Raw genomic sequence first — 21,496 nt, 5'->3', positions numbered from 1 at the left:
CCCTTTTCGATCCCACCTCGCAGTATGAAAAATGACAGAGGGACGATCACTAAAATGAAATTCATGGCTACCCCCCAATCACCTATTCGTCCATCATTGCCCGAGCAAGCTCCTCATGAAGAAGATGGCAACCAGGTCGTCCTGGAGCGCCAGGTTCACAAGCTGGCTCCGCCGCCGATGTACCAGGTGGTCATGCTCAATGACGATTTCACCCCCATGGAGTTTGTGATCGTGGTCCTGCAAGAATATTTCGGTAAAGATAGGGAACAGGCTACCCAGATCATGCTCAAAATCCATCTGGACGGGCGCGGCGTATGCGGCGTCTATTCACACGACATTGCGACGACCAAGGTAGAGCAGGTCTTGCAGGCCGCCCAGCAGGCAGGACACCCCCTGCAGGCAGTATGTGAGCCTATTGAATAAATGGTGTTCGCCCCGACCTATCACATCAGTCTTATTAACCGCAAGCACAAAGGAGTTCGTACATGATTGCCCAAGAACTGGAAGTCAGCTTGCACATGGCTTTTGTCGAGGCGCGACAGCAGCGCCACGAGTTCATCACGGTGGAGCACCTGCTGCACGCCCTGCTGGACAACCCCAGCGCTTCTGATGTGCTGCGTGCCTGCTCCGCCAACATCGAAGATCTGCGTTCCTCGCTGAGCAACTTCATCCGGGACAACACCCCACAGGTGGCTGGAACGGAAGAGGTGGACACGCAACCCACGCTGGGCTTTCAGCGTGTGATTCAGCGCGCCATCATGCATGTGCAGTCCACAGGCAATGGCAAGAAGGAAGTCACCGGCGCCAACGTGCTGGTCGCTATCTTTGGCGAGAAAGATTCCCACGCCGTGTACTACCTGCACCAGCAGGGTGTCACACGTCTGGACGTGGTCAACTACATCGCACACGGTATTCGCAAGAGCGATCCGCCTGAAGCTGGCAAGGCCGAGGCGCAGATGGACAGCGAAGAAGTGAACATGGGTGGTGAGCGCAATGAAAAAGCCTCGCCGCTGGAGCAGTACACACTCAACCTGAACCAGGCCGCCAAGGAAGGCAAGATCGATCCTCTGATCGGTCGCGACTACGAAGTCGAACGCACCATCCAGATCCTGTGCCGCCGCCGCAAGAACAACCCGCTGCTGGTGGGGGAAGCAGGCGTTGGTAAAACGGCCATTGCAGAAGGCCTGGCATGGCGCATCACCGAAGGCACGGTGCCTGAGGTGCTCAAGGACGCCGTGGTGTATTCGCTGGACATGGGTGCACTGCTGGCAGGCACCAAGTACCGCGGTGACTTTGAGCAGCGCCTCAAGGGCGTGCTCAAGACGCTCAAGGACAAGCCCAATGCCGTGCTGTTCATTGACGAAATTCACACCCTGATCGGTGCGGGTGCTGCGTCTGGCGGCACGCTCGATGCTTCCAACCTGATCAAGCCTGCGCTGTCCAGCGGTCAGCTCAAGTGCATCGGGGCGACCACATTCACGGAATACCGTGGCATCTTTGAAAAAGACGCTGCCCTGTCGCGCCGTTTCCAGAAAGTGGATGTGGTGGAGCCCACCGTGCCTGAGACCATTGAAATCCTCAAGGGTCTGAAGCCTCGCTTTGAAGAGCACCACGGCATCAGCTATTCCACAGAAGCGCTGGAAGCAGCAGCACAGCTGTCTGCCAAGTACATCAACGACCGTCACCTGCCTGACAAGGCCATTGACGTGATTGACGAAGCGGGCGCAGCCCAGCGCGTCAAGTCCGAGGCCGATCGCAAGGCAGTGGTGGGCCGCACCGAGATTGAGGAAATCGTTGCCAAGATGGCGCGCATTCCCCCTGCGAATGTCTCTAATGACGACCGCAGCAAGCTGCAAACCCTGGAGCGTGACCTCAAGAGCGTGGTCTTCGGTCAGGACAAGGCGCTGGAAGTGCTGGCCTCTGCCGTCAAGATGGCGCGCTCCGGCCTGGGCAAGCCAGACAAGCCGATTGGCTCCTTCCTGTTCAGCGGCCCCACAGGTGTGGGCAAGACCGAGGCAGCCAAGCAGCTGGCCTACATTCTGGGTGTGGACCTGATCCGCTTTGACATGTCTGAGTACATGGAGCGCCATGCGGTCAGCCGCCTGATTGGCGCGCCTCCCGGCTATGTGGGCTACGACCAGGGCGGTCTGCTGACCGAGGCTGTCACCAAGAAGCCGCACGCCGTGCTGCTGCTCGATGAAATCGAAAAAGCGCACCCAGACATCTTCAACGTGCTGCTGCAGGTCATGGACCACGGCACGCTGACGGATAACAACGGGCGCAAGGCCGACTTCCGTAACGTGATCATCATCATGACCACGAACGCGGGTGCCGAGACCATGCAAAAGTCTGTGATGGGCTTTACCACCCAGAAGCAGGCGGGCGACGAAATGGCAGACATCAAGCGCCTGTTCACGCCCGAGTTCCGCAACCGTCTGGATGCCATCGTCAGCTTCAAGCCGCTGGACGAGCAGATCATCCTGCGCGTGGTGGACAAGTTCCTGCTGCAGCTGGAGCAGCAGCTGGCCGAGAAGAAGGTGGAAGTCACCTTTACCGACAAGCTGCGCAAGCACCTGGCGGCCAAGGGCTTTGATCCTGCCATGGGGGCACGCCCCATGCAGCGCCTGATTCAGGACACCATCCGTCGCTCACTGGCCGACGAACTGCTGTTTGGCCGCCTGGTCGATGGCGGTCGCCTCGAAGTGGACTGGAACCCCGATGCCAACGAAGGCAAAGGCGATGTGGTGCTGGACATCACGGCACTGCCAGAGGCCGCGTCTGAGCCAGAACACACGGCAACGTCAGACTAAGCGCTTTGCTACGCCAACCGACAGCTCACCAGGCTGTCGGTTTTTTTATGGGCATGTGCGCCAAGCCATGTCGTACGGGATACATTCGCGGCAATTCGATATTTCGTTGAGGAGCGGTCGTGGAGGCAATTGCACAGTGGTTCACGCGTGATCATGTGATGCTGGCTCTGTCCGTGCTGTGGTCGCTGTACGTGGTGGTTGTGGCGGTCTGGATCTTGCTCCAGCGCCGCGCGCCGGTCGCCACACTCAGCTGGCTGCTGTCCATGGCCGTGATTCCTGTGGTCGGGGTCGGGGTGTATTACTTTTTCGGCCCCCAGCGTCTGAAACGCCAGCGCCTCAAGCGCCTGCGCAGCCGCCGCCGCTCCCGCGTGCGTGCCAGCATTGCGCGTCTGAAAGACAAAGTGCCCACGGCGCCTGCCAACCTGCACCAGCTGGTCAAGCTGGTCAGTGCATCCAGTAATCTGCCGCTCAGTACAGCCGACAAGGTGCAGCTGCTGGTGGGCGGCGCAGCAACTTTTGACAGCATCATGGCTGCCGTACGCCAGGCGCAGCACCATGTGCATCTGGAGTACTACATTTTTGAGCCCGATCAGACCGGGCAGGCCCTGCTGGCCCTGCTGTGCACCAAGGCGCGCGAAGGGGTAAGGGTGCGTCTGCTGGTCGATGCACTGGGCTCCAAAAGGCTGAGCCGCAGGCACTACCGAGAGCTGGAAGCCGCAGGTGGAGAAGTGGCACTGTTCCACCCGACCCGGCTGGGGCGGCGCACACGGCCGGTCATCAACTTTCGCACCCACCGCAAGATTGTGGTGGTTGACGGTGACATCGGCTTTACGGGCGGCGTCAACATCACTGACGAAGAAAACCAGCGCATCTTGCCCGAGGCCTATCACGACGTGCATGTGCGCCTGCATGGCCCGGTGGTCAACTGGCTGCAGACCGTGTTTCTCGAGGATTGGGCCTATGCGCTGGACTACAGCACCAACCAGGAACCTACCGATCTGGACGTTTTGCTGCCCGATATGCCGGATGGCGATCAGGCCGTGCAAATCATGGCATCTGGGCCAGATAGCAGTATGGAAGCCATTCACCGCGTGCACGTGGCTGCCATTCATGCCGCGCATGAGCGCCTGTGGCTGACAACGCCTTATTTCGTGCCCACGGAAGCAGCCATGCTGGCGCTGACCAATGCCGCTCTGCGTGGTGTGGATGTGCGGCTGCTGGTGCCGGAAAAATCAGACTCACGCATCGTCACCGCAGCGGCGCGCTCCTACTTTGATGAGCTGATCAAAAGTGGCGTCAAGGTGTTCGAATACCGCAAGAGCATGCTGCACTCCAAGACCATGGTGGTCGATGACTGGATGGGCATCATCGGCACCGCCAATTTTGACAACCGCAGCTTTCGCCTGAACTACGAAGTCTGCGCAGTCATCTATGGCCGTGCCTTTACCACAGATCTGGAGCAGCAGTTCATGGCAGACCTGCAGCATGCCCACCGTGTCATGTACGCCCGTCCACAGCCTTTCCTGCAACGCCTAGGAGACTCCATTGCGCGGCTGATGTCGCCGCTGCTTTGAGGGGTGTTTCCTTTGTACCCTCACCCTGACCCTCTCCCGCAAGCGGGAGAGGGAAAAAGCATTCCCTCCCCCGCTGGGGGAGGGTGAGGGGCAACCCAATGCATCCCCACTACCTGCCTGACCATCGCCTGTGTGTACTCCCTCTCCCACTTGTGGGAGAGGGCAGGGGTGAGGGCGATTCTTTCCCTCCCCCTTTGGGGGAGGGCTAGGGTGGGGGCCAGCCAGGCGTAGCCCACACCACTCGCCCGTGCTTACGGCCATGCACGGCCCCCATCCCTGCCTTCCCCCAGAGGGGGAAGGAGAGGAAGCCAGAGGGGAAAGGATTCACCTCTCCCGCCTCTATTCCCTCCCCCGCTGGGGGAGGGTGAGGGTGGGGGCCACCAGAAGAGGAAGGAGCACCCTCACCCTGACCCTCTCCCGTAAACGGGAGAGGGAAAAAGCATTCCCTCCCCCGCTGGGGGAGGGTGAGGGGCAACCCAATGCATCCCCACTACCTGCCTGACCATCGCCTGTGCGTACTCCCTCTCCCACTTGTGGGAGAGGGCAGGGGTGAGGGTGATTCTTTCCCTCCCCCTTTGGGGGAGGGCTAGGGTGGGGGCCAGCCAGGCATTTGCTACTTCACCTGCTCATATTCAGGGCCGTGCCCGGCCCCCATCCCTGCCTTCCCCCAGAGGGGGAAGGGGAGGAAGCCAGAGGGGAAAGGATTCACCTCTCCCGCCTCTATTCCCTCCCCCTTTGGGGGAGGGTGAGGGTGGGGGCCACCAGAAGAGGAAGAAGCTCCCCTCACCCTGACCCTCTCCCGTAAACGGGAGAGGGAAAAAGCATTCCCTCCCCCGCTGGATGAGGGTGGGGGCAACCCAATGCATCCCCACTACCTGCCTGACCATCGCCTGTGTGTACTCCCTCTCCCACTTGTGGGAGAGGGCAGGGGTGAGGGTGATTCTTTCCCTGCCCCTTTTGGGGAGGGTGGGGGCCAGCCAGGCGTAGCCCACACCACTTGCCCGTGCTTAAGGCCATGCCCGGCCCCCATCCCTGCCTTCCCCCAGAGGGGGAAGGAGAGAAGACCAGAGGGGACGGAACAAAGGTGGGCTGGTGGAAGGAGCACCCTCACCCTGACCCTCTCCCGCAAGCGGGAGAGGGAAAAAGCATTCCCTCCCCCGCTGGGGGAGGGTGAGGGTGGGGGCCAGCCTGATATTTGCTGCTTCACCTGCTCATATTCAGGGCCATGCCCGGCCCCCATCCCTGCCTTCCCCCAGAGGGGGAAGGAGAGGAAGCCAGAGGGAGGAAGCAGTACCCTCACCCTGACCCTCTCCCGTAAACGGGGGAGGGAAAAAGCATTCCCTCCCCCGCTGGGGGAGGGTGTGGGGCAACCCAATGCATCCCGACTACCTGCCTGACCATCGCCTGTGCGTACTCCCTCTCCCACTTGTGGGAGAGGGCAGGGGTGAGGGTGATTCTTTCCCTCCCCCTTTGGGGGAGGGCTAGGGTGGGGGCCAGCCTGATATTTGCTGCTTCACCTGCTCATATTCAGGGCCATGCACGGCCCCCATCCCTGCCTTCCCCCAGAGGGGGAAGGAGAGGAAGCCAGAGGGGACGGAACAAAGGTGGGCTGGTGGAAGGAGCACCCTCACCCTGACCCTCTCCCGTAAACGGGAGAGGGAAAAAGCATTCCCTCCCCCGCTGGGTGAGGGTGAGGGTGGGGGCCACCAGAAGAGGAAGGAGCACCCTCACCCTGACCCTCTCCCGTAAACGGGAGAGGGAAAAAGCATTCCCTCCCCCGCTGGGTGAGGGTGTGGGGCAACCCAATGCATCCCCACTACCTGCCTGACCATCGCCTGTGTGTACTCCCTCTCCCACTTGTGGGAGAGGGCAGGGGTGAGGGTGATTCTTTCCCTCCCCCTTTGGGGGAGGGCTAGGGTGGGGGCCAGCCAGGCGTAGCCCACACCACTCACCCATGCTTAAGGTCATACCCGGCCCCCATCCCTGCCTTCCCCCAGAGGGGGAAGGAGAGGAAGCCAGAGGGGAAAGGATTCACCTCTCCCGCCTCTATTCCCTCCCCCGCTGGGGGAGGGTGAGGGTGGGGGCCACCAGAAGAGGAAGCAGTACCCTCACCCTGACCCTCTCCCGTAAACGGGAGAGGGAAAAAGCATTCCCTCCCCCGCTGGGTGAGGGTGAGGGAGGGGGGCAGCCAGGCGTAGCCCACACCACTTGCCATACCCGGCCCCCATCCCTGCCTTCCCCCAGAGGGGGAAGGGGAGGAAGCCAGAGGGGAAAGGATTCACCTCTCCCGCCTCTATTCCCTCCCCCTTTGGGGGAGGGTGAGGGTGGGGGCCAGCCAGGCGTAACCCACACCACCTGCCATACCCGGCCCCCATCCCTGCCTTCCCCCAGAGGGGGAAGGGGTGAATGCCCGAGGGAGAAGCAGAAAAAGTTAGCGCAAAGCAGGAGAGGAATCCAGTGGGGGAGCAATCCATTTAAGGCGCACTTGATGAATTCCATGCAAGTTTGCAAACACTTTGTTAACAACCTTGTCTGTGATAGGTTACCAATACATTTTGTGATATGGTGCAAACGCTTTTTTCACAACCTCAAAAAGTTCAGCCAAACGGCTGAACTTTTGTTTTCCATGAATAACTTTCAAAGAGCAGCCGCTGTCTGGAAAGCACTGTTTCTACGAGAGGCATTGGTCAGAATGTTCAGCTCCCGGTTTGCGTGGGGCTGGGTCGTGTTGGAGCCAGTGGTCAATATCCTCTGGCTGGTTTTGATCTTTACCGTCATCCGCGTGCGGCATATCGGTGGCATAGAAACGCCGCTGTGGATTGCCATCGGCATGCTGGTGTTCATGACGTTCAAACGCACGGTGTCTCAAGTCCAGAACGCCGTAGACGCCAACTCTGCATTGTTTGCCTATCGCCAAGTACGTCCGTCTGATGTTGCCTTGGTCCGCGCCGTGCTTGAAGGCGTCACCATGCTCGTCATCAGTACAGCGGTTTTTGCTGTGGGCGGAATTTTTGGCTGGATGGCCTTGCCTGCTGCGCCACTGCTGGTGCTGGAAGCCTTTTTGCTCGCCTGGTTGTGCGGCCTGGGCCTGGGCATGTGCTTTGCCGTACTCATCAAGCTGGTGCCAGAGCTGGAGCGCATCATTGGCTTCATCATGATGCCGCTGATGATGATCTCTGGCGTCCTCTTCCCTCTGTCTATGGTGCGGCAGCCTTATCTGGACTGGCTGCTTTACAACCCCCTCGCCCACGCCATTGAGGCTGCGCGCCTTGGCTTTGCACCTTACTACCATGCTGTTACCGGGCTGGACGTGGGCTATGCCTATGGCTGTGCACTGGTGTTGAACTTCATGGGCTTGGCCCTGTTTCGCCGCTATACCCAGCGCTTGGTGATGCAATGATTGAAGTGATTGACGTACATAAGCGCTATTTCACCGAGCATGGCATGGGCCCCTGGGTGCTCACCGGCGTGAACCTGAATATTCCCACCGGCTGTAGCGTGGGCCTGGTAGGTGGTAACGGGGCGGGTAAATCCACCTTGCTGCGCATTATTGGTGGCGTGGACTACCCCACCAAAGGTGAAGTCATTCGCCACTGCAATGTCTCCTGGCCCATGGGTTTTGGTGGCGGTATTCAGCACAGCCTCACCGGCCGCCAGAACGCCAAGTTTGTGGCGCGCATTCATGGGCTGGAAGATGAGATTCCTCGCATTGTGGAGCAGGTACAGGCCTTTGCCGAAATTGGTGAAGCCTTTGACCGCCCCGTGCGCACTTACTCCTCAGGCATGAAGTCACGCCTGCAGTTTGGCCTGTCACTGGCTTTTGATTTTGATGTGTATATCTCAGACGAAGTGACAGCCACGGGTGATAAGCAATTTCAGCAAAAAGCCGCCAAGGCATTTAAAGACAAAGTGGGCAAAGCCAGCCTGATCATGGTCTCGCACAGCGAAAAAACGCTCAAAGACTTTTGCCAGGCAGGCATCTGGCTGCATAACGGCACAGCGCACTGGTTTGACCAGGTTGACGACGCCATCCGCGCCTACCACGACAGCATCTCTCTTTCCCGATCATGACCATTGCCATTGCCTCCCTCACCACGCGCAGCCTGCAGTGGCTGCGCAAAAAACCGCTGCGCGCGGTCACGGCCATTGCCTGCGCATGCAGTGCCATTTACTGGCTAGGCATTGCCTCAGACCGCTATGTGTCTGAATCGCGCCTCATCATTCAAAGCACCAATTTGCACAGCGGCAGCCAGATCGACCTGGGCAGCCTGATCTCTGGCGCCTCTGGCGGCAACCGTACCGACCAGCTGCTGCTGCGTGAGCACCTGCGCTCACCCGACATGGCCGAAAAGCTGGACGAGCAACTGCACCTACGCCAGCACTTTGCCGGGCAGGGCGACTGGTTCTCTCGCCTGTGGAGTGCAGAAGCAAGTGCGGAAAGCTTTTACGACTACTACCTGCGCCGCGTAGCCGTGGAGTTTGATGAATTTGCGGGCGTGCTTGTGCTCAAGGCACAGGCCTATGAACCTGAAATTGCCCAGCGCATTAACCAGGCCCTGCTCAAAGAGGGGGAGCGCTTTATGAACCAGCTGGCCCATGCCATTGCGCAGGACCAGGTGGACTTTCTCTCGCAGCAAGTGCAGCTGCTGCATGACAAAGTGCAAAGCACCCGGCAGGAGCTGCTGCGCTTTCAGGAAAGCAAGCGCCTGATATCGCCTGAAGCTGCCGCCCAGGTGGTGGCCTCCATCATCGGCAACCTGCAAGGCCAGCTGGCAGACCTGCAAGCCCAGCGCAGTGCCCTGCAGGCTTATCTGGTGGAAGACCACCCCAACATCGTCTTGCTGAACCAGCGCATCAAAGCACTGGAAAAACAGATTGAGCAAGAACAGACCAAGCTGGCCGCCCCCGGCGGCAAAACCCTGAACCGCACGGCAGAAGCCTACGCCCAGCTGGAACTGCAGGCCCAGTTTGCGCTGGATATGTACAAAACCGCCATCACCGCGCTGGAGCAGGGCAGGCTGGAAGCCACCCGCACCCTGAAAAAAGTCTCGGTACTGCAGCAGCCCAATCTGCCTCAGGAGGCCACAGAGCCTCGCCGCCTTTACACCACCACCGTCTGGGTGGTAGTGATCTTGCTGGTTGCGGGCGTGATCAGCTTGCTGCTGGCCATTGTTCGTGACCACAAGGACTGAGGCGCAGCGTATGACCACTCGCACCATGAACAAGCTGACCAATAAAATTACTTTTTTTGTAGCTGCTAGCGCTGATAAAATCTTGCATTCACATACATTTCATCCGCAAAGCGGCATTGCACCAGTGCAAAGCACTCCTTTTATGCAAGCAGTCAAGCGCTGCACACAGCGTTGGCACTGGCTGGCCGCTGCTGGTCTTGCCCTTGGTTTGCAAACCGCCCATGCGCAATTGGCTTATGAGGCGCTGATGGGCGGCAGCAATACGGCCCACTCTGCTTCAGCCTCTGCCAGCAGGCAGCAGCCAAGCACCCCTGCAGACCCCCAGGCTGCAGCCATGTTGGGCTACCCAGCAATGGCTAACACCACTCCTGCCAGCAAACCCACGCCCCCCAGCGCCTTGCTGACGGAAGACCACCTGCGCAACCAGGCCAGTGATGTATTTGGTGCCCAGCTGTTTACCGGCGCCTTCAGCGCGCCCGGGGCCATGCAGTTCAACCCAGACTACGCCATCGCCATTGGGGACCAGATTCAGGTCCGCCTGTGGGGGGCGTTCAATTTTGAGCAAACACTCACCGTAGACCCGCGCGGCAACATCTTTTTGCCCCACGTAGGCCCCGTGCCTGTGCTGAGTGTGCGCAACAACGAGCTGCAAACCGTGGTGCAGACCGCCGTGCGCAAGGCATTCCGCAATAACGTGAGCAGCTACGCCACGCTGGCTGCCGCCCAGCCCGTGCGTGTGTTTGTGGGCGGCAATGTGAACCGCCCTGGCCTGTACAACGGCACCAGTATGGACAGCGTGCTGCACTACCTGGACATTGCCGGTGGCGTAGACCCTGAGCGCGGTAGCTACCTGCAGGTGCAGGTCAAGCGTGGGGAGCATGTCAAGGCCACACTCAACCTGTATGACTTTTTGCTGCAAGGCACCATTCCCATGGTGCAGCTGGCAGATGGTGATGTGATTTTTGTACCCGCCAATGGCAAGCGCATCAGCGTGAAAGGCCTGGTGGTCAACGCCAAGCGCTTTGAATTCAAGGGCGAGCAGCAAACCGTGGCGCAGCTCATGAAGCTGGCCAAACCCTTGCCCCTGGCAACGCACGTGCGCGTGGTACGCAACACCGGCAGCCTGCGCAATGTGGAGTACTACCCGCTGACAGATGCTGAGGCCATTGCCTTGAGCGATGGTGACGAGCTGGAATTTACCGCCGACAAAAAGCCCGGCACCATCACCGTGCGTGTAGAAGGGGAGCACGACAGCGCGCAGGAATACGTGCTGCCCTACGGCACCCCCATGGGTGAACTGCTGCAGCGCATACAGCCGCGCCAGCACTCTGACATGCAAAGCGTGCAGCTCTTCCGCGAAAGCGTGAAGCAGCGCCAGCGCGAAATGCTGCAAACCAGCCTGCATAACCTGGAAATGAGCCTGCTCACCGCCCGCAGCGGCAGCAGCGAAGAAGCACGCCTGCGCACGGAAGAAGCCGACCTGGCCCTGCAATGGGTAGAGCGCGCCAAAAAGATTGAGCCCATTGGGCAGGTGCAAATTGCCAAGGCCAGCCAGCTGGACAGCATCTTGCTGGAAAACGGAGATGTGATTCGCATTCCCCGTAAGGACGACATTGTGCTGGTCAGCGGTGAAGTGCTGTTCCCCAATGCCGTGGCCTATGAAAACAATTTGAGCCTGGAAGGCTATATCGACCGCGCAGGTGGCTTTACCCAGATGGCCGATAACGCCCGTGTGGTGGTCGCCCGCCGTGATGGCTCTTTTGAACAGGTCAACCCCAAGCGCCTGTTTGCCAATACCAATATTCAGCCGGGTGACCAGATTCTGGTGCTGCCTAAAGTGGATGAGAAAAAACGCCAGTTCTGGAAAGACATGACGCAAATCCTCTACCAGATCGCCGTCAGCGCCAAGGTGGTGTTTGGCAGTTGGTAAATCTTTAATTTAGAAGCTAATAAACATAATGAACTTATGTATGTGGTGATTGCAAGGCTTACTAAATATTTCTAACGGATATTAGTTGAAGACTCGTTAATAATATTTAATTAAGCATTTTGACTGTGGATTCTGTTATCCATAAAGCCATATAAATTTCATCAAGATTTAGCTTGTGTAAGCATTGAAATTCAATCATTTTTAATTAAATTATGAACGTTAATAGCGATAATGAAAAAGTTGGTATCAGTGTTATTGTGCCAATGTATAACGTAGTTGGTTTGATTGAGGAGACAATTGAAAATTTAAAAACAAATAAAGTGGATTGTGAATTTATTTTGGTTAATGATGGATCGACTGATGAAACATATAATGTTGTGTCTGCTTGTATAAAAAATGATAAAAGATTTGTTATTGTAAATAAACCCAATGGAGGTGTCTCTTCTGCAAGAAATCTCGGGATTGAGGTTTCTAGAGGTGAATATATTTGTTTTTTAGATGCAGATGATTTGTTATCAACTGCTGCTTTAGATAAGTTGCATCAAATAGCCGTTGATAAAAAAGCTGACTTTTTAAATTTCCAGATAAAGAGATTTGATGGGGAAAAGGTATGGACAAATGAGTCATATGTGAAAAATAATGTTTTTTTAGAAGGGTATAAAGATATAGTTAGAAATAAAGAGCTTTTTTTAGCACTAGGTGTTAGTGGGAAAATTATAAGTAGAAGTTTGATAAATGGGTTGCGGTTTCCTCTTGGGATTAAATTTTCCGAGGACTCAGCATTTATGGTGCAAGCTTTAATTCGGGCAAAAAATATTTTTACTACCAATCAGTGTACTTATTATTATAGAGTCAGGGATTTAAGGATGCATGAAGCCTCAGCAACTCAAAAACAAGTTAGTGAAGCATATTTTTACTTGCAAAATTTAATTCATACAATGAAAATATGTAAAGAAGCTATCTTGTTGCAAAGCGTTTCTGATTCGGATAAGAGAATAATAATAAAAAGCTACTATGATCGGATGTTTACATATGAGTTTAAGAGCTTATTCTTGAAGGCAATTAATGCTAAAAATAGTGATTCTGGAATGGCTTGGCGGGCTGCGTATGTTTTCCTTTATTCTCACTCAAAAAAAGAGATTAATGAAATTCCAGCAATCAGATATTTCTTTATAAGAGTAATAATAGATCATGTTAATAAAATAAGATTAATTGATTTCAAAAAATATAGAAAGATTTTGATTTTAATTTTAAACAGTCTGGATGAGATGTTTTATAAGAAATACGACAATCCCGATTTTTATGATGGCAGGTGGATGCAGGCAAAAAATATAGCGGGTAATAACTTTTTTTTGGGATTTTTTAGTTTTTATAAATCATATGCAAAGAAAAATATCAATGTTTTTCTAAATAAAAAACAATACAAAATAAATAAATTGGTATTTGAAGTATCTAAAATTTTACTTCCGCTAAACGAGAAAAAAATGGTTTTTGCTAAAAGCAAAAACTCGCCATTAAGTGAAAATATGGCTTTAATTTTGGATGCTGTTAAAAGCAAAGGTGAGGTATTAAAATTTTTAGGAAAACATAAATCTTTTGCTGTAAACATGCTGAGAGCATATCATTATGCTACTGCAAAGTATATTTTTTTAGAAGATTATCATAATCCAATATATGGTTACAATTTTAAAAAAGAAACAAAAGTAGTACAGCTCTGGCATGCTGCTGGGGCCTTTAAGCGGTTTGGATACTCAGCAATTGGATTGAAAGATTCTAATGCGGTGGAGTTTGAAAAACGTGCTCACTCAGCATATACGAATGTATATGTAAGTTCTCCGGCTTTGCGTGGTATTTATGCCGAAGCTTTTGGTGTGGATCTGTCAAAAGTTAAAGCTTTGGGTGTCCCAAGAACAGATTTATTTTTTAATGAAAAGAAAAAAAATAAAATTCTAGAAAAAGTTAATTTAATTTTACCAAAGGATAAAAAAAATATTTTGTATGCCCCTACTTTTAGAGGAAGTCCTGCTGAAAGAATAAATTTTCATCTAAAGATTGATTGGAAAATGTTTGATGATGAGTTTTTTAGGGGAAATAGATTTGTTATTAAGTTGCACCCAGTTGTAAAGCATGTTTTTAATAGACCACCTGAATCAATAAAAGATCATGTGATTTTTATTTATGATGAATTAACAGCTAATGAATTAATGCTTCATTGCGATTTGTTGATTACAGACTATTCGTCACTAATTTTTGAGTATGCACTGCTTGATAAGCCAATCATTCATTACGTATATGATCTCGATGATTATTATGATGAGCGCGGTTTTTTCTTTGATTGGAGTTCTTATGTTTATGGGGAAATTGTTAAAAATGAGGGTGATTTAATTAAATCTATTAAAGATGTTAGTTACGATGTTGATTTTTTTAAAGTTGAGAGAAATAAATTTAAAGATAAATTTATGAAGTCATGTGACGGTAAGGCAACCAAGAGAATTGTTGAAGACTTATTCTGAATAACAGATTTAGCAATAATATATTTTGATAGGAGGTAATTTTATATATGGTAAATATTTTGAAAAATAATTTGTTTGTGTTTTGGGAGTCTCAGGGAAAAATGCCTGGATATCTTGATGCATGCCAAGACACATGGCGTAAAAATATAAAAAATTTAGAAATACACATTATTAACCATGGCAATATCAAAGATTACATTGGTGATGTTTATGACGTCGAACTTTTAAAAAAGATAAGTTTGCCAAAACAATCGGATGCAATTTCTGTGGCTGTTTTGGAAAAGTTTGGAGGGCTTTTTATCGATATGGATACATTGATAACTAAAGATATATTTAATTTTTTTAATAAATTCGATCCTGATAAATTGATATTTTTTGGTTATCCTCCTGATAGAGGGGTTCATGTTGCTGTTATGTATGCTGGAACGTCTTTAAATCCTATTCTTATAGAGTGGCGAAAGCAATGTCAGTATAAACTTGAAAATCTAAACGAGGATGTTTCTTGGAGCTCATTTGGTAACTCTATTATCGATCCAATGTTAAAAAATGAAAATTATAAAAATTTTTATCATATAATAGACTGTGTCGCTTCTGGAAATATATTGGAGCGATGTTTAAATATGCTTGATGCTCGAAAACAGTATGAAGCATTTTATTTTTCTCCAAAGCTTAAAATTGATGTAAGGCAGTATATAGAGGGAGCAAGAGATGGGATTATATCTCTTCATAACTCTTGGACGCCGGTAGAATATAAAAGCATGGAAAAAAAGATTTTTTTAATTAATCAATGTCCATTGGCTGAAATTATTAATTCGATCCTAAAAAAAGAAGATTATGAATACATTGATGCACTGTCGGGTGCTTTATACTGGAAATTCTCAAAAAATAAATTTTTCTTGAAAAATAGAACTATAAAAAATAAAGCGCTCGCAGTAATTGACTTTAATGTCAATGGATGTTTGTTTGGTTTTGATTTGAAAAAAGTTTTTGAAAAAGATGAAGATCAAATTTCTATTGAAATAGTTGCTAGAAATGAAGGTGCAAAAAATAAATTGACTGATTTATTTAATTTTAACAAATCTGTAAATAAATGGATGGTTGAGAAATGTGATGAAAGCTTATGTTTTTCAGTAATTGAAAAAATTATTAACGATATTTCAAGAATTTAATAATATTATGAGTAATGTTGCAGTAATACTTTCTGGTGGTGTTGGTAGTCGTTTTGGTGGGGCTCTACCTAAACAGTTTACAAAATTAGCAGGAAAAGCCGTTATTGAGTATACAATCGATGTATTTGAGAAAAATGAAAATATTGACGAAATATTAATAGTTTCAGAGCTTAATCATATAGAGCAAACATGGGAGATTATTAAAAAAAACAAATGGAAGAAAATTTCTAAAGTAATTGCAGGCGGTAAGGAAAGATTTGATTCAACGTATTCAGCTTTGCAAGCGTTGCAAGATTATAAAAAAGAAACGAAAATTTTATTTCACGATGCGGTGAGACCTCTAGTAACAAAAGGTATTATCAATGAGTGTCTGAGTCTGTTAAATGACTTTGAAGCAGTAGATGTTGTAATTAATTCTGTTGATACTTTAGTTGAAGTTTATGATGACGGATGTATCGCAAACATTCCAAATCGTTCCATTATGCGACGTGGCCAGACTCCTCAAGGTTTTTTGCTGGGTACGATTAGAAGAGCATATGAAAAAGCTATCGATGCAAATCGTTATATTTTTACTTGTGACTGTGGCGTTGTACGGGCAATGCTGCCTCAAACAAAAGTTGCGACAGTGGCGGGCAGTGAACGTAATTTGAAAATAACACAGCCGATTGACCTTTTTATTGCTGAGAAGCTATTGCAAGCTGGCGATAAGACGGATTATAGGTCAGCCGATACACTGAATTTATTAAAAAATAAAAATATTGTGATATTTGGTGGGAGTAGTGGTGTTGGTGCAGAGATAAAAAAATTGGCCATTTTAAACGGTGCTCATGTTGAAATTGCTAGTAGAAGTTATAATGGTGTTGATATTTGTGATATAGGCGCGCTAAATAAATATCTGGAAACAATTCGAAAGAAGTGTGGTGAAATAAATTATATTGTGAATACAGCAGGGCTTTTAATAAAGAAACCAATTGACAGCCTTTCTCTAAAAGAAGTTTCTGATTTGATTTCTGTAAATTATTCAGGGGCGGTTAATGTCGCTATTTCTTCGAAAAAATATCTTGCTGAGAGTCACGGTATGCTGCTAAATTTTACTTCAAGCTCTTACACTCGTGGTCGTGCTTATTACGCAATATATTCATCTGCTAATGCGGCTATAGTGAATTTAACTCAAGCTTTAGCTGAAGAGTGGGATAATGAGTTGATCAAGGTGAATTGCATTAATCCTGAAAGAACAGCTACACCAATGAGGTTGAAGAATTTCGGAGTAGAGCCCGAAGAACTGCTTCTTAGTGCACATGAAGTTGCTATTGTAAGTTTGAATGTACTGCTTTCAGCGCTTACGGGTATTATCGTTGATGTCCGAAAGGATGGGCGTTAAAATGCTTTCCCTCCTTCATTTTTGTGTTAAAAAAATCAAGGTATTTTTAAAATTTTTTGATCTCAAATGGGGGGGGGGTAGGAGAAAGCCTGAGCGATACCACGACTGTGATTATATATATATTGATAATAAATTTGAGAATTTTTTTGATCAAATAAGTATATTTTTTGAATCTGGATTTTTTAATCCATTAAAAACGGTATTGGTCTTTAAATTCTATTCTAATAATTACTTTAATATTCTTGCTGAATCAAAAAAGTACAAAATTAAAATTTGTCCTTACCTTTTTTATAGGCAGCTGCCTGATTTTAATGGAAGGGTAATTTTTTATCCGTATAACTCGCAATCTAATGCTAGGTTGATTCTTAATAGAAGTGCTACACATGTTTTTCTGACGCATGGTGAAAGCAATAAAAAGGCTTCTGTAAATAGAATGATTAGATTATATGATTATGTTTTAGCTGCGGGAGATTTTTCAGTAGATCGCTACCTTGAAAGTGGTGTTTTTACACCATATGATATTGAACAGGGTAGAGTAATTCGCATTGGTGATGCACTTATTGCAAAGTTTGGAGATTATTCCATATATAATGGTGAACCAGCATTAATTTATATGCCAACGTGGGAGGGTGGGCTTGAAGAAGAAAATTTTTCATCGCTATCTAGCCCGCTAGTTGCAAAAATTTTAATTAATATTGTTCAGTCATTGAATATTAATAGCATTGTTATTCGGCCTCATCCAAATACAGGCTCTAGAAATACAAAGTACAAGAATATGATAAAGAATCTATGTGAATTTCTTTTGTCGAGAGGGATTTTTGTGTATATGAGTGAAGATTCTCAAAGAAAAATATTCCCTAATAATAGATTATTAAAATCCGTTCGGACAAATACATATGATTTATGTATGGTTTTTGGTGTTGTTGACATCTCTGCATCTGAGTTTATGCTTGCTGCGCAAAGGATTCCAAGTATTGTCTTGGCTAAAAATGTAAATAAATGTTATGCATCAAAGAGTTATTTTGAAGCACGTGGCGGCTCTTTTGTTGACATTGACGTTATAAATAGTAATGATGATTTGGGTGAATTATTTTCTTTAGTTAAAGATATTAAGGCAAATGAGGTTTTTTTTGAAAAGGCATTTAACAGAGAACTTTTTTTAAAGGATAAAAAACCAAAAGAAATTAATAATATATTGCTTGAATATTTTAAATGCAATTCTAATTCAGGTAGAGATGAATTTTAAATAAAAATAATGGTTTTTGGAATTTTTTCTTCTGGTATAGTAAAAATACCTTTTTTGCCTATTTTACTTAGTGAAAAAGTACGAAAGCTTTCACGGTTCAACGGCAGGCAAAAAGTCAGTGCTGTAATTGGCTGGGGATTACGCCCTTCTGCGCATTACGCAAAAAAATATGCGCAGAGCCATGGCTTACCTTATGTGGCATTGGAAGATGGCTTTTTGCGATCCTTTCACACAGGGCAGCATCAGCCACCTTTATCGCTGGTGGTAGATGAAGCTGGTATTTACTACGACTGCACCCAGCCCAGTGCATTGGAGCAATTGCTGGCAAGCCCTGTGGATGTACTGGCTGGCCCCGGCAGCCGCGCGGTGCAGGCGCGTGCGGCTTTGCTGCAGGCTGGACTGAGCAAATACAACCATGCGCCAGACCTGCCGCCAGATGCCTTGCGTGCGGGTGATGCGCAGCGCGTGCTGGTGGTTGACCAGACCGCTGGGGATATGAGTGTGGCTCTGGGCGGCGCCAGTGCGCAAAGCTTTGCAGACATGCTGCAGGCCGCGCTGGATGAAAACCCGCAGGCCACCATTTATGTGAAAACCCACCCGGAAGTAAGCAGTGGCCGCAAGGGCGGCTACCTGACTGCTGTGCAGAACAGTGAGCGGGTGGTGGTGTTGCGCGAGGCGGTGAATCCACTCTCCCTCATCCAGCAGATGAGCAAGGTGTATGTGGTCAGCTCCACCATGGGTTTTGAAGCGCTGTTGGCAGGCAAGCCTGTGACTTGCTTTGGTGTGCCCTGGTATGCAGGCTGGGGTGTGACGGATGACCGCCAGCCCCATCACCCAGCCATGCAGCGGCGCGCTGCTGGCACAGGCCGCAGGCGCAGCGAGGATGAGCTGTTTGCGGCAGCCTATCTGCACTACACACGTTACTTAAACCCCTATACCCACCAGCGTGGCGAGATTACGGATGTGATGCGTTGGCTGGTGCAGCAAAAACAGGTGGCACAGCGTTATGCAGGGCGCATGATTTGCGTGGGCTTTCGGCGCTGGAAGGCGGCGAACTTGCGGGCCATGCTGTCGCTGTACCCAGAGAAGGTGCTATTTGTCAAAAACGCGGCACAGGCAGCTGCGCTGCAGCCTGTGAAAGACGACTGCCTGGTGTGCTGGGGGCGAGTGCCGCCTGCTGGTGTGCAGGAACTGGCCGAGCAGACGGGCGTGCGCCTGCTGCGCATGGAAGATGGCTTTGTGCGCTCTGTGGGCCTGGGCTCTGACCTGATACCGCCCCAGTCTTTTGTGCTGGATGCCAAGGGCATTTACTTTGACCCCGGCCAGCCCTCTGAGCTGGAAGATTTGCTCAACCACCGTGAATGCACGGCGAACGATGTAGAGCGTGCACGCAAGGTGCGTGAATACATCGTGCAGCACCGGCTGACCAAGTACAACCTGGAGCCAAACGCCCCTGTGCAGTGGGGCAGTGCCGGGCGGCAGGTGGTGCTGGTGCCGGGCCAGGTGGAAGATGATGCATCCATTCGCTTTGGTTGTGATGTGGAACGGGGCGTGCATACCAATATGGGCTTGCTGCAGGCTGCACGGGCGCAGTTTCCTGATGCCTTTATCGTCTACAAGCCGCACCCGGATGTAGCCAGCGGCAACCGCAAGGGGCGGCTGGCTTTGCAGCAGGCCATGCACTATGCGGATGCGGTGGAAACACAGGCATCCGTGGTGAGCTGTGTAGAGGCCTGTGATGTGGTGGTCACCATGACGTCGCTGACCGGGTTTGACGCCCTGCTGCGCGGCAAGCGTGTGATAGTGCATGGCAGGCCGTTTTATGCGGGCTGGGGGCTGACGGAAGATGTGCTGCCTGTGCCCCGGCGCTTGCGCACGCGCAGCCTGGATGAGCTGGTGTATTGCGCCCTGATTGCCTACCCGCTGTATTGGGACCCGGTACTCAAAGGCTATACCAGCTGCGAGGCCGTGCTGGAGCAATTGCGCCAGCGGCGCGATGCCTTGGCTAGCAGTGGCAAGCTGCAGCAGCTGCGCGTGGGCTATGTGGCGCGGCAGTGGCGCAAGTTGAAGGTGCTATGCCAAGCACTTTATTAACATAAGTTAAATAAGGTGCAGAGGCAGGTGCTGGAATATGGGGCATAGCTGCTACGGTACTAGAGCCCTGCTTTTTATTTGGTAGAGAATGTGCGAAATGCTCTGATTTTGCCAGCTAGGCAAGCAGCGCTTTTCTTGGTTAAGGACATGAGTGCAATCAATGGGTAAGCCGAGCTTTGCTGGCAAAAGAGTGTTGTTGTTGCAGGGGCCAGTAGGCCCCTTTTTCTGGAACTTGGCTAAGGATTTGCGCGGCAGAGGTGCGCAGGTTTTCAAGTTCAACTTCAACGCTGGCGACTGGCTGTTCTACCCCAAAGGCGCACAAAGCTACCGTGGCAGCCTGCAGGGCTGGCCTGCCACCTTGCGGGCCTTTATGCAGGCACAGGCCATTGATGTGGTGCTGGTGTTTGGGGATTGCCGTCCTGTGCACGCCTGTGTACGGGATTTGTGTACCCAGCTGGGCTGTGCATTGGGGGTCTTTGAAGAAGGCTATCTGCGCCCGGACTATGTGACCTTTGAGCCGTTTGGCGTGAATGGGCATTCTGTGTTTGGGCAAGGCCTGCAGGAATGGCTGTTTGCACGGACGTTGCTGGATGCCGCCCCTGCTCGAAAAACAAAGGCTGCAAAGCCTGAGGCATTGCACACGGTGAAAGTAGGCAATAGCTACTGGCATGCAGCCATGTGGGGTATGGCCTATTTTTTTGCGGCTTGGCTGGGGCAAAAGTGCTGGAACAATGGCCTGCACCACCGCCCCATGACGGTGGCTGATGCACCGTACTGGTGGCTGTCTTTTGGGCGCAAGGCCTGGTACAAGATCAAGGAAAGCGGTATTGAGGCACAGCTTTGCAACACCTGGCACAAGAATTTTTTCCTGGTGCCGCTGCAGGTGTACAACGATGCCCAGATCAGCGTGCATTCAGACTTTGCCTCCGTCTGTGAGTTTATGAATCTGGTAATGCGCACCTACGCCCGGGCATTGCAAGCAGAGCGAGACGGCCAGATGCCTGAAGGTGGGCAGTCTCTGGAGCATACGCGCCTGGTGTTCAAGCACCACCCCATGGACCGCGGGCACCGCCACTATGGCAAGGTGCTGAAGCTGCTGGCCCAGCGCTATGGGCTGCAGGAGCAGGTGCTCTACATCCATGACCAGCATTTGCCCTCACTGCTCAAAGCTGCGCGTGGGGTGGTAGTGGTGAACAGCACGGTGGGCCTGTCTGCGCTGGGGCATGGTGCACCAGTCAAAGTGTGTGGCGCGGCGTTGTATGACATGCCGGGGCTGACGTACCAGGGCAAGCTGCGCAGCTTCTGGCACCTGGCACATACAGCAGCGCCTGAGCCTGATTTGGTGCTGCGCTTTAAGCAGGCACTGGTGAGCCGCACGCAGCTTAACGGCAGTTTTTACCGAAAAATTGCGCAGGCTCCTTGGAAGTGCGGTGTGTTTTTGAATGGGCAGATGGCGCAGCGCCTGTGGCCTGAAACGGTGAACACAACGCAGGGAGTCGCCGCCACAAAAAGTACAGTCAAAGCACATTCACGTGCGCGTAAGAAGCAGTCGCGCACTGCTTCACGCCGCAGCAATTCATGAGCACT

The 21,496-nt window shown here is 50.9% G+C and carries 13 protein-coding genes; all 13 read left to right on the top strand.

What is annotated here, in order from left to right; all coding sequences use genetic code 11:
• The first annotated feature begins 63 nt into the window (after window positions 1-63).
• On the top strand, window positions 64-423 hold the full coding sequence (gene clpS, locus B5M06_RS15350; protein WP_054066228.1) for an ATP-dependent Clp protease adapter ClpS: 360 nt from the start codon (window positions 64-66) through the stop codon (window positions 421-423).
• A 62-nt stretch (window positions 424-485) separates the two neighbouring features.
• Complete coding sequence (gene clpA, locus B5M06_RS15345; RefSeq protein ID WP_054066223.1) at window positions 486-2,810, top strand: ATP-dependent Clp protease ATP-binding subunit ClpA; 2,325 nt, start codon at window positions 486-488, stop codon at window positions 2,808-2,810.
• 119 nt (window positions 2,811-2,929) lie between these two features.
• Window positions 2,930-4,384, top strand: coding sequence for a cardiolipin synthase (gene cls / locus B5M06_RS15340; protein ID WP_054066224.1), 1,455 nt, complete (start codon window positions 2,930-2,932; stop codon window positions 4,382-4,384).
• Window positions 4,385-6,872: 2,488 nt separating this feature from the next.
• A complete protein-coding gene (locus B5M06_RS15335) occupies window positions 6,873-7,784 on the top strand; it encodes an ABC transporter permease (RefSeq protein WP_240183952.1) in 912 nt (303 codons plus the stop codon).
• The gene (locus B5M06_RS15330) at window positions 7,781-8,455 is read left to right on the top strand and encodes an ABC transporter ATP-binding protein (RefSeq protein ID WP_054065217.1); all 675 of its coding nucleotides are present in this window, start codon (window positions 7,781-7,783) and stop codon (window positions 8,453-8,455) included. Before B5M06_RS15335 ends, B5M06_RS15330 begins: the two co-directional genes overlap by 4 nt.
• Window positions 8,452-9,576 (top strand): KpsE/RkpR family capsule polysaccharide export protein, encoded by a 1,125-nt coding sequence (locus B5M06_RS15325; RefSeq protein ID WP_205245334.1) that lies wholly within the window; start codon window positions 8,452-8,454, stop codon window positions 9,574-9,576. The genes B5M06_RS15330 and B5M06_RS15325 overlap by 4 nt, the downstream gene beginning before the upstream one ends.
• Window positions 9,577-9,718: 142 nt before the next feature.
• Window positions 9,719-11,506 carry a polysaccharide biosynthesis/export family protein gene (locus B5M06_RS15320; RefSeq protein ID WP_054065219.1) on the top strand — a complete coding sequence of 596 codons (1,788 nt, stop codon included), beginning with the start codon at window positions 9,719-9,721 and terminating at the stop codon, window positions 11,504-11,506.
• 212 nt (window positions 11,507-11,718) lie between these two features.
• The gene (locus B5M06_RS15315; protein WP_080025305.1) at window positions 11,719-14,019 is read left to right on the top strand and encodes a bifunctional glycosyltransferase/CDP-glycerol:glycerophosphate glycerophosphotransferase; all 2,301 of its coding nucleotides are present in this window, start codon (window positions 11,719-11,721) and stop codon (window positions 14,017-14,019) included.
• A 47-nt stretch (window positions 14,020-14,066) separates the two neighbouring features.
• A complete protein-coding gene (locus B5M06_RS15310) occupies window positions 14,067-15,188 on the top strand; it encodes a capsular polysaccharide synthesis protein (protein ID WP_080025304.1) in 1,122 nt (373 codons plus the stop codon).
• 7 nt (window positions 15,189-15,195) lie between these two features.
• Window positions 15,196-16,569, top strand: a complete 1,374-nt coding sequence (locus B5M06_RS15305) for a bifunctional cytidylyltransferase/SDR family oxidoreductase (protein ID WP_080025303.1) — start codon at window positions 15,196-15,198, stop codon at window positions 16,567-16,569.
• A 1-nt stretch (window position 16,570) separates the two neighbouring features.
• Complete coding sequence (locus tag B5M06_RS17180; RefSeq protein WP_162777423.1) at window positions 16,571-17,815, top strand: hypothetical protein; 1,245 nt, start codon at window positions 16,571-16,573, stop codon at window positions 17,813-17,815.
• 9 nt (window positions 17,816-17,824) lie between these two features.
• Window positions 17,825-19,909 (top strand): capsular polysaccharide biosynthesis protein, encoded by a 2,085-nt coding sequence (locus B5M06_RS15300; RefSeq protein WP_080025302.1) that lies wholly within the window; start codon window positions 17,825-17,827, stop codon window positions 19,907-19,909.
• A 232-nt stretch (window positions 19,910-20,141) separates the two neighbouring features.
• Entirely contained in the window at window positions 20,142-21,491 is a 1,350-nt protein-coding gene (locus B5M06_RS15295; protein WP_240183951.1) for a capsule biosynthesis protein, read from the top strand.
• Window positions 21,492-21,496 lie beyond the last annotated feature (5 nt).

Source organism: Comamonas kerstersii, from assembly GCF_002056725.1.
In the GTDB taxonomy this organism is placed as follows: domain Bacteria; phylum Pseudomonadota; class Gammaproteobacteria; order Burkholderiales; family Burkholderiaceae_C; genus Comamonas; species Comamonas kerstersii.
This window is presented reverse-complemented; position numbering and strand designations above follow the sequence as displayed.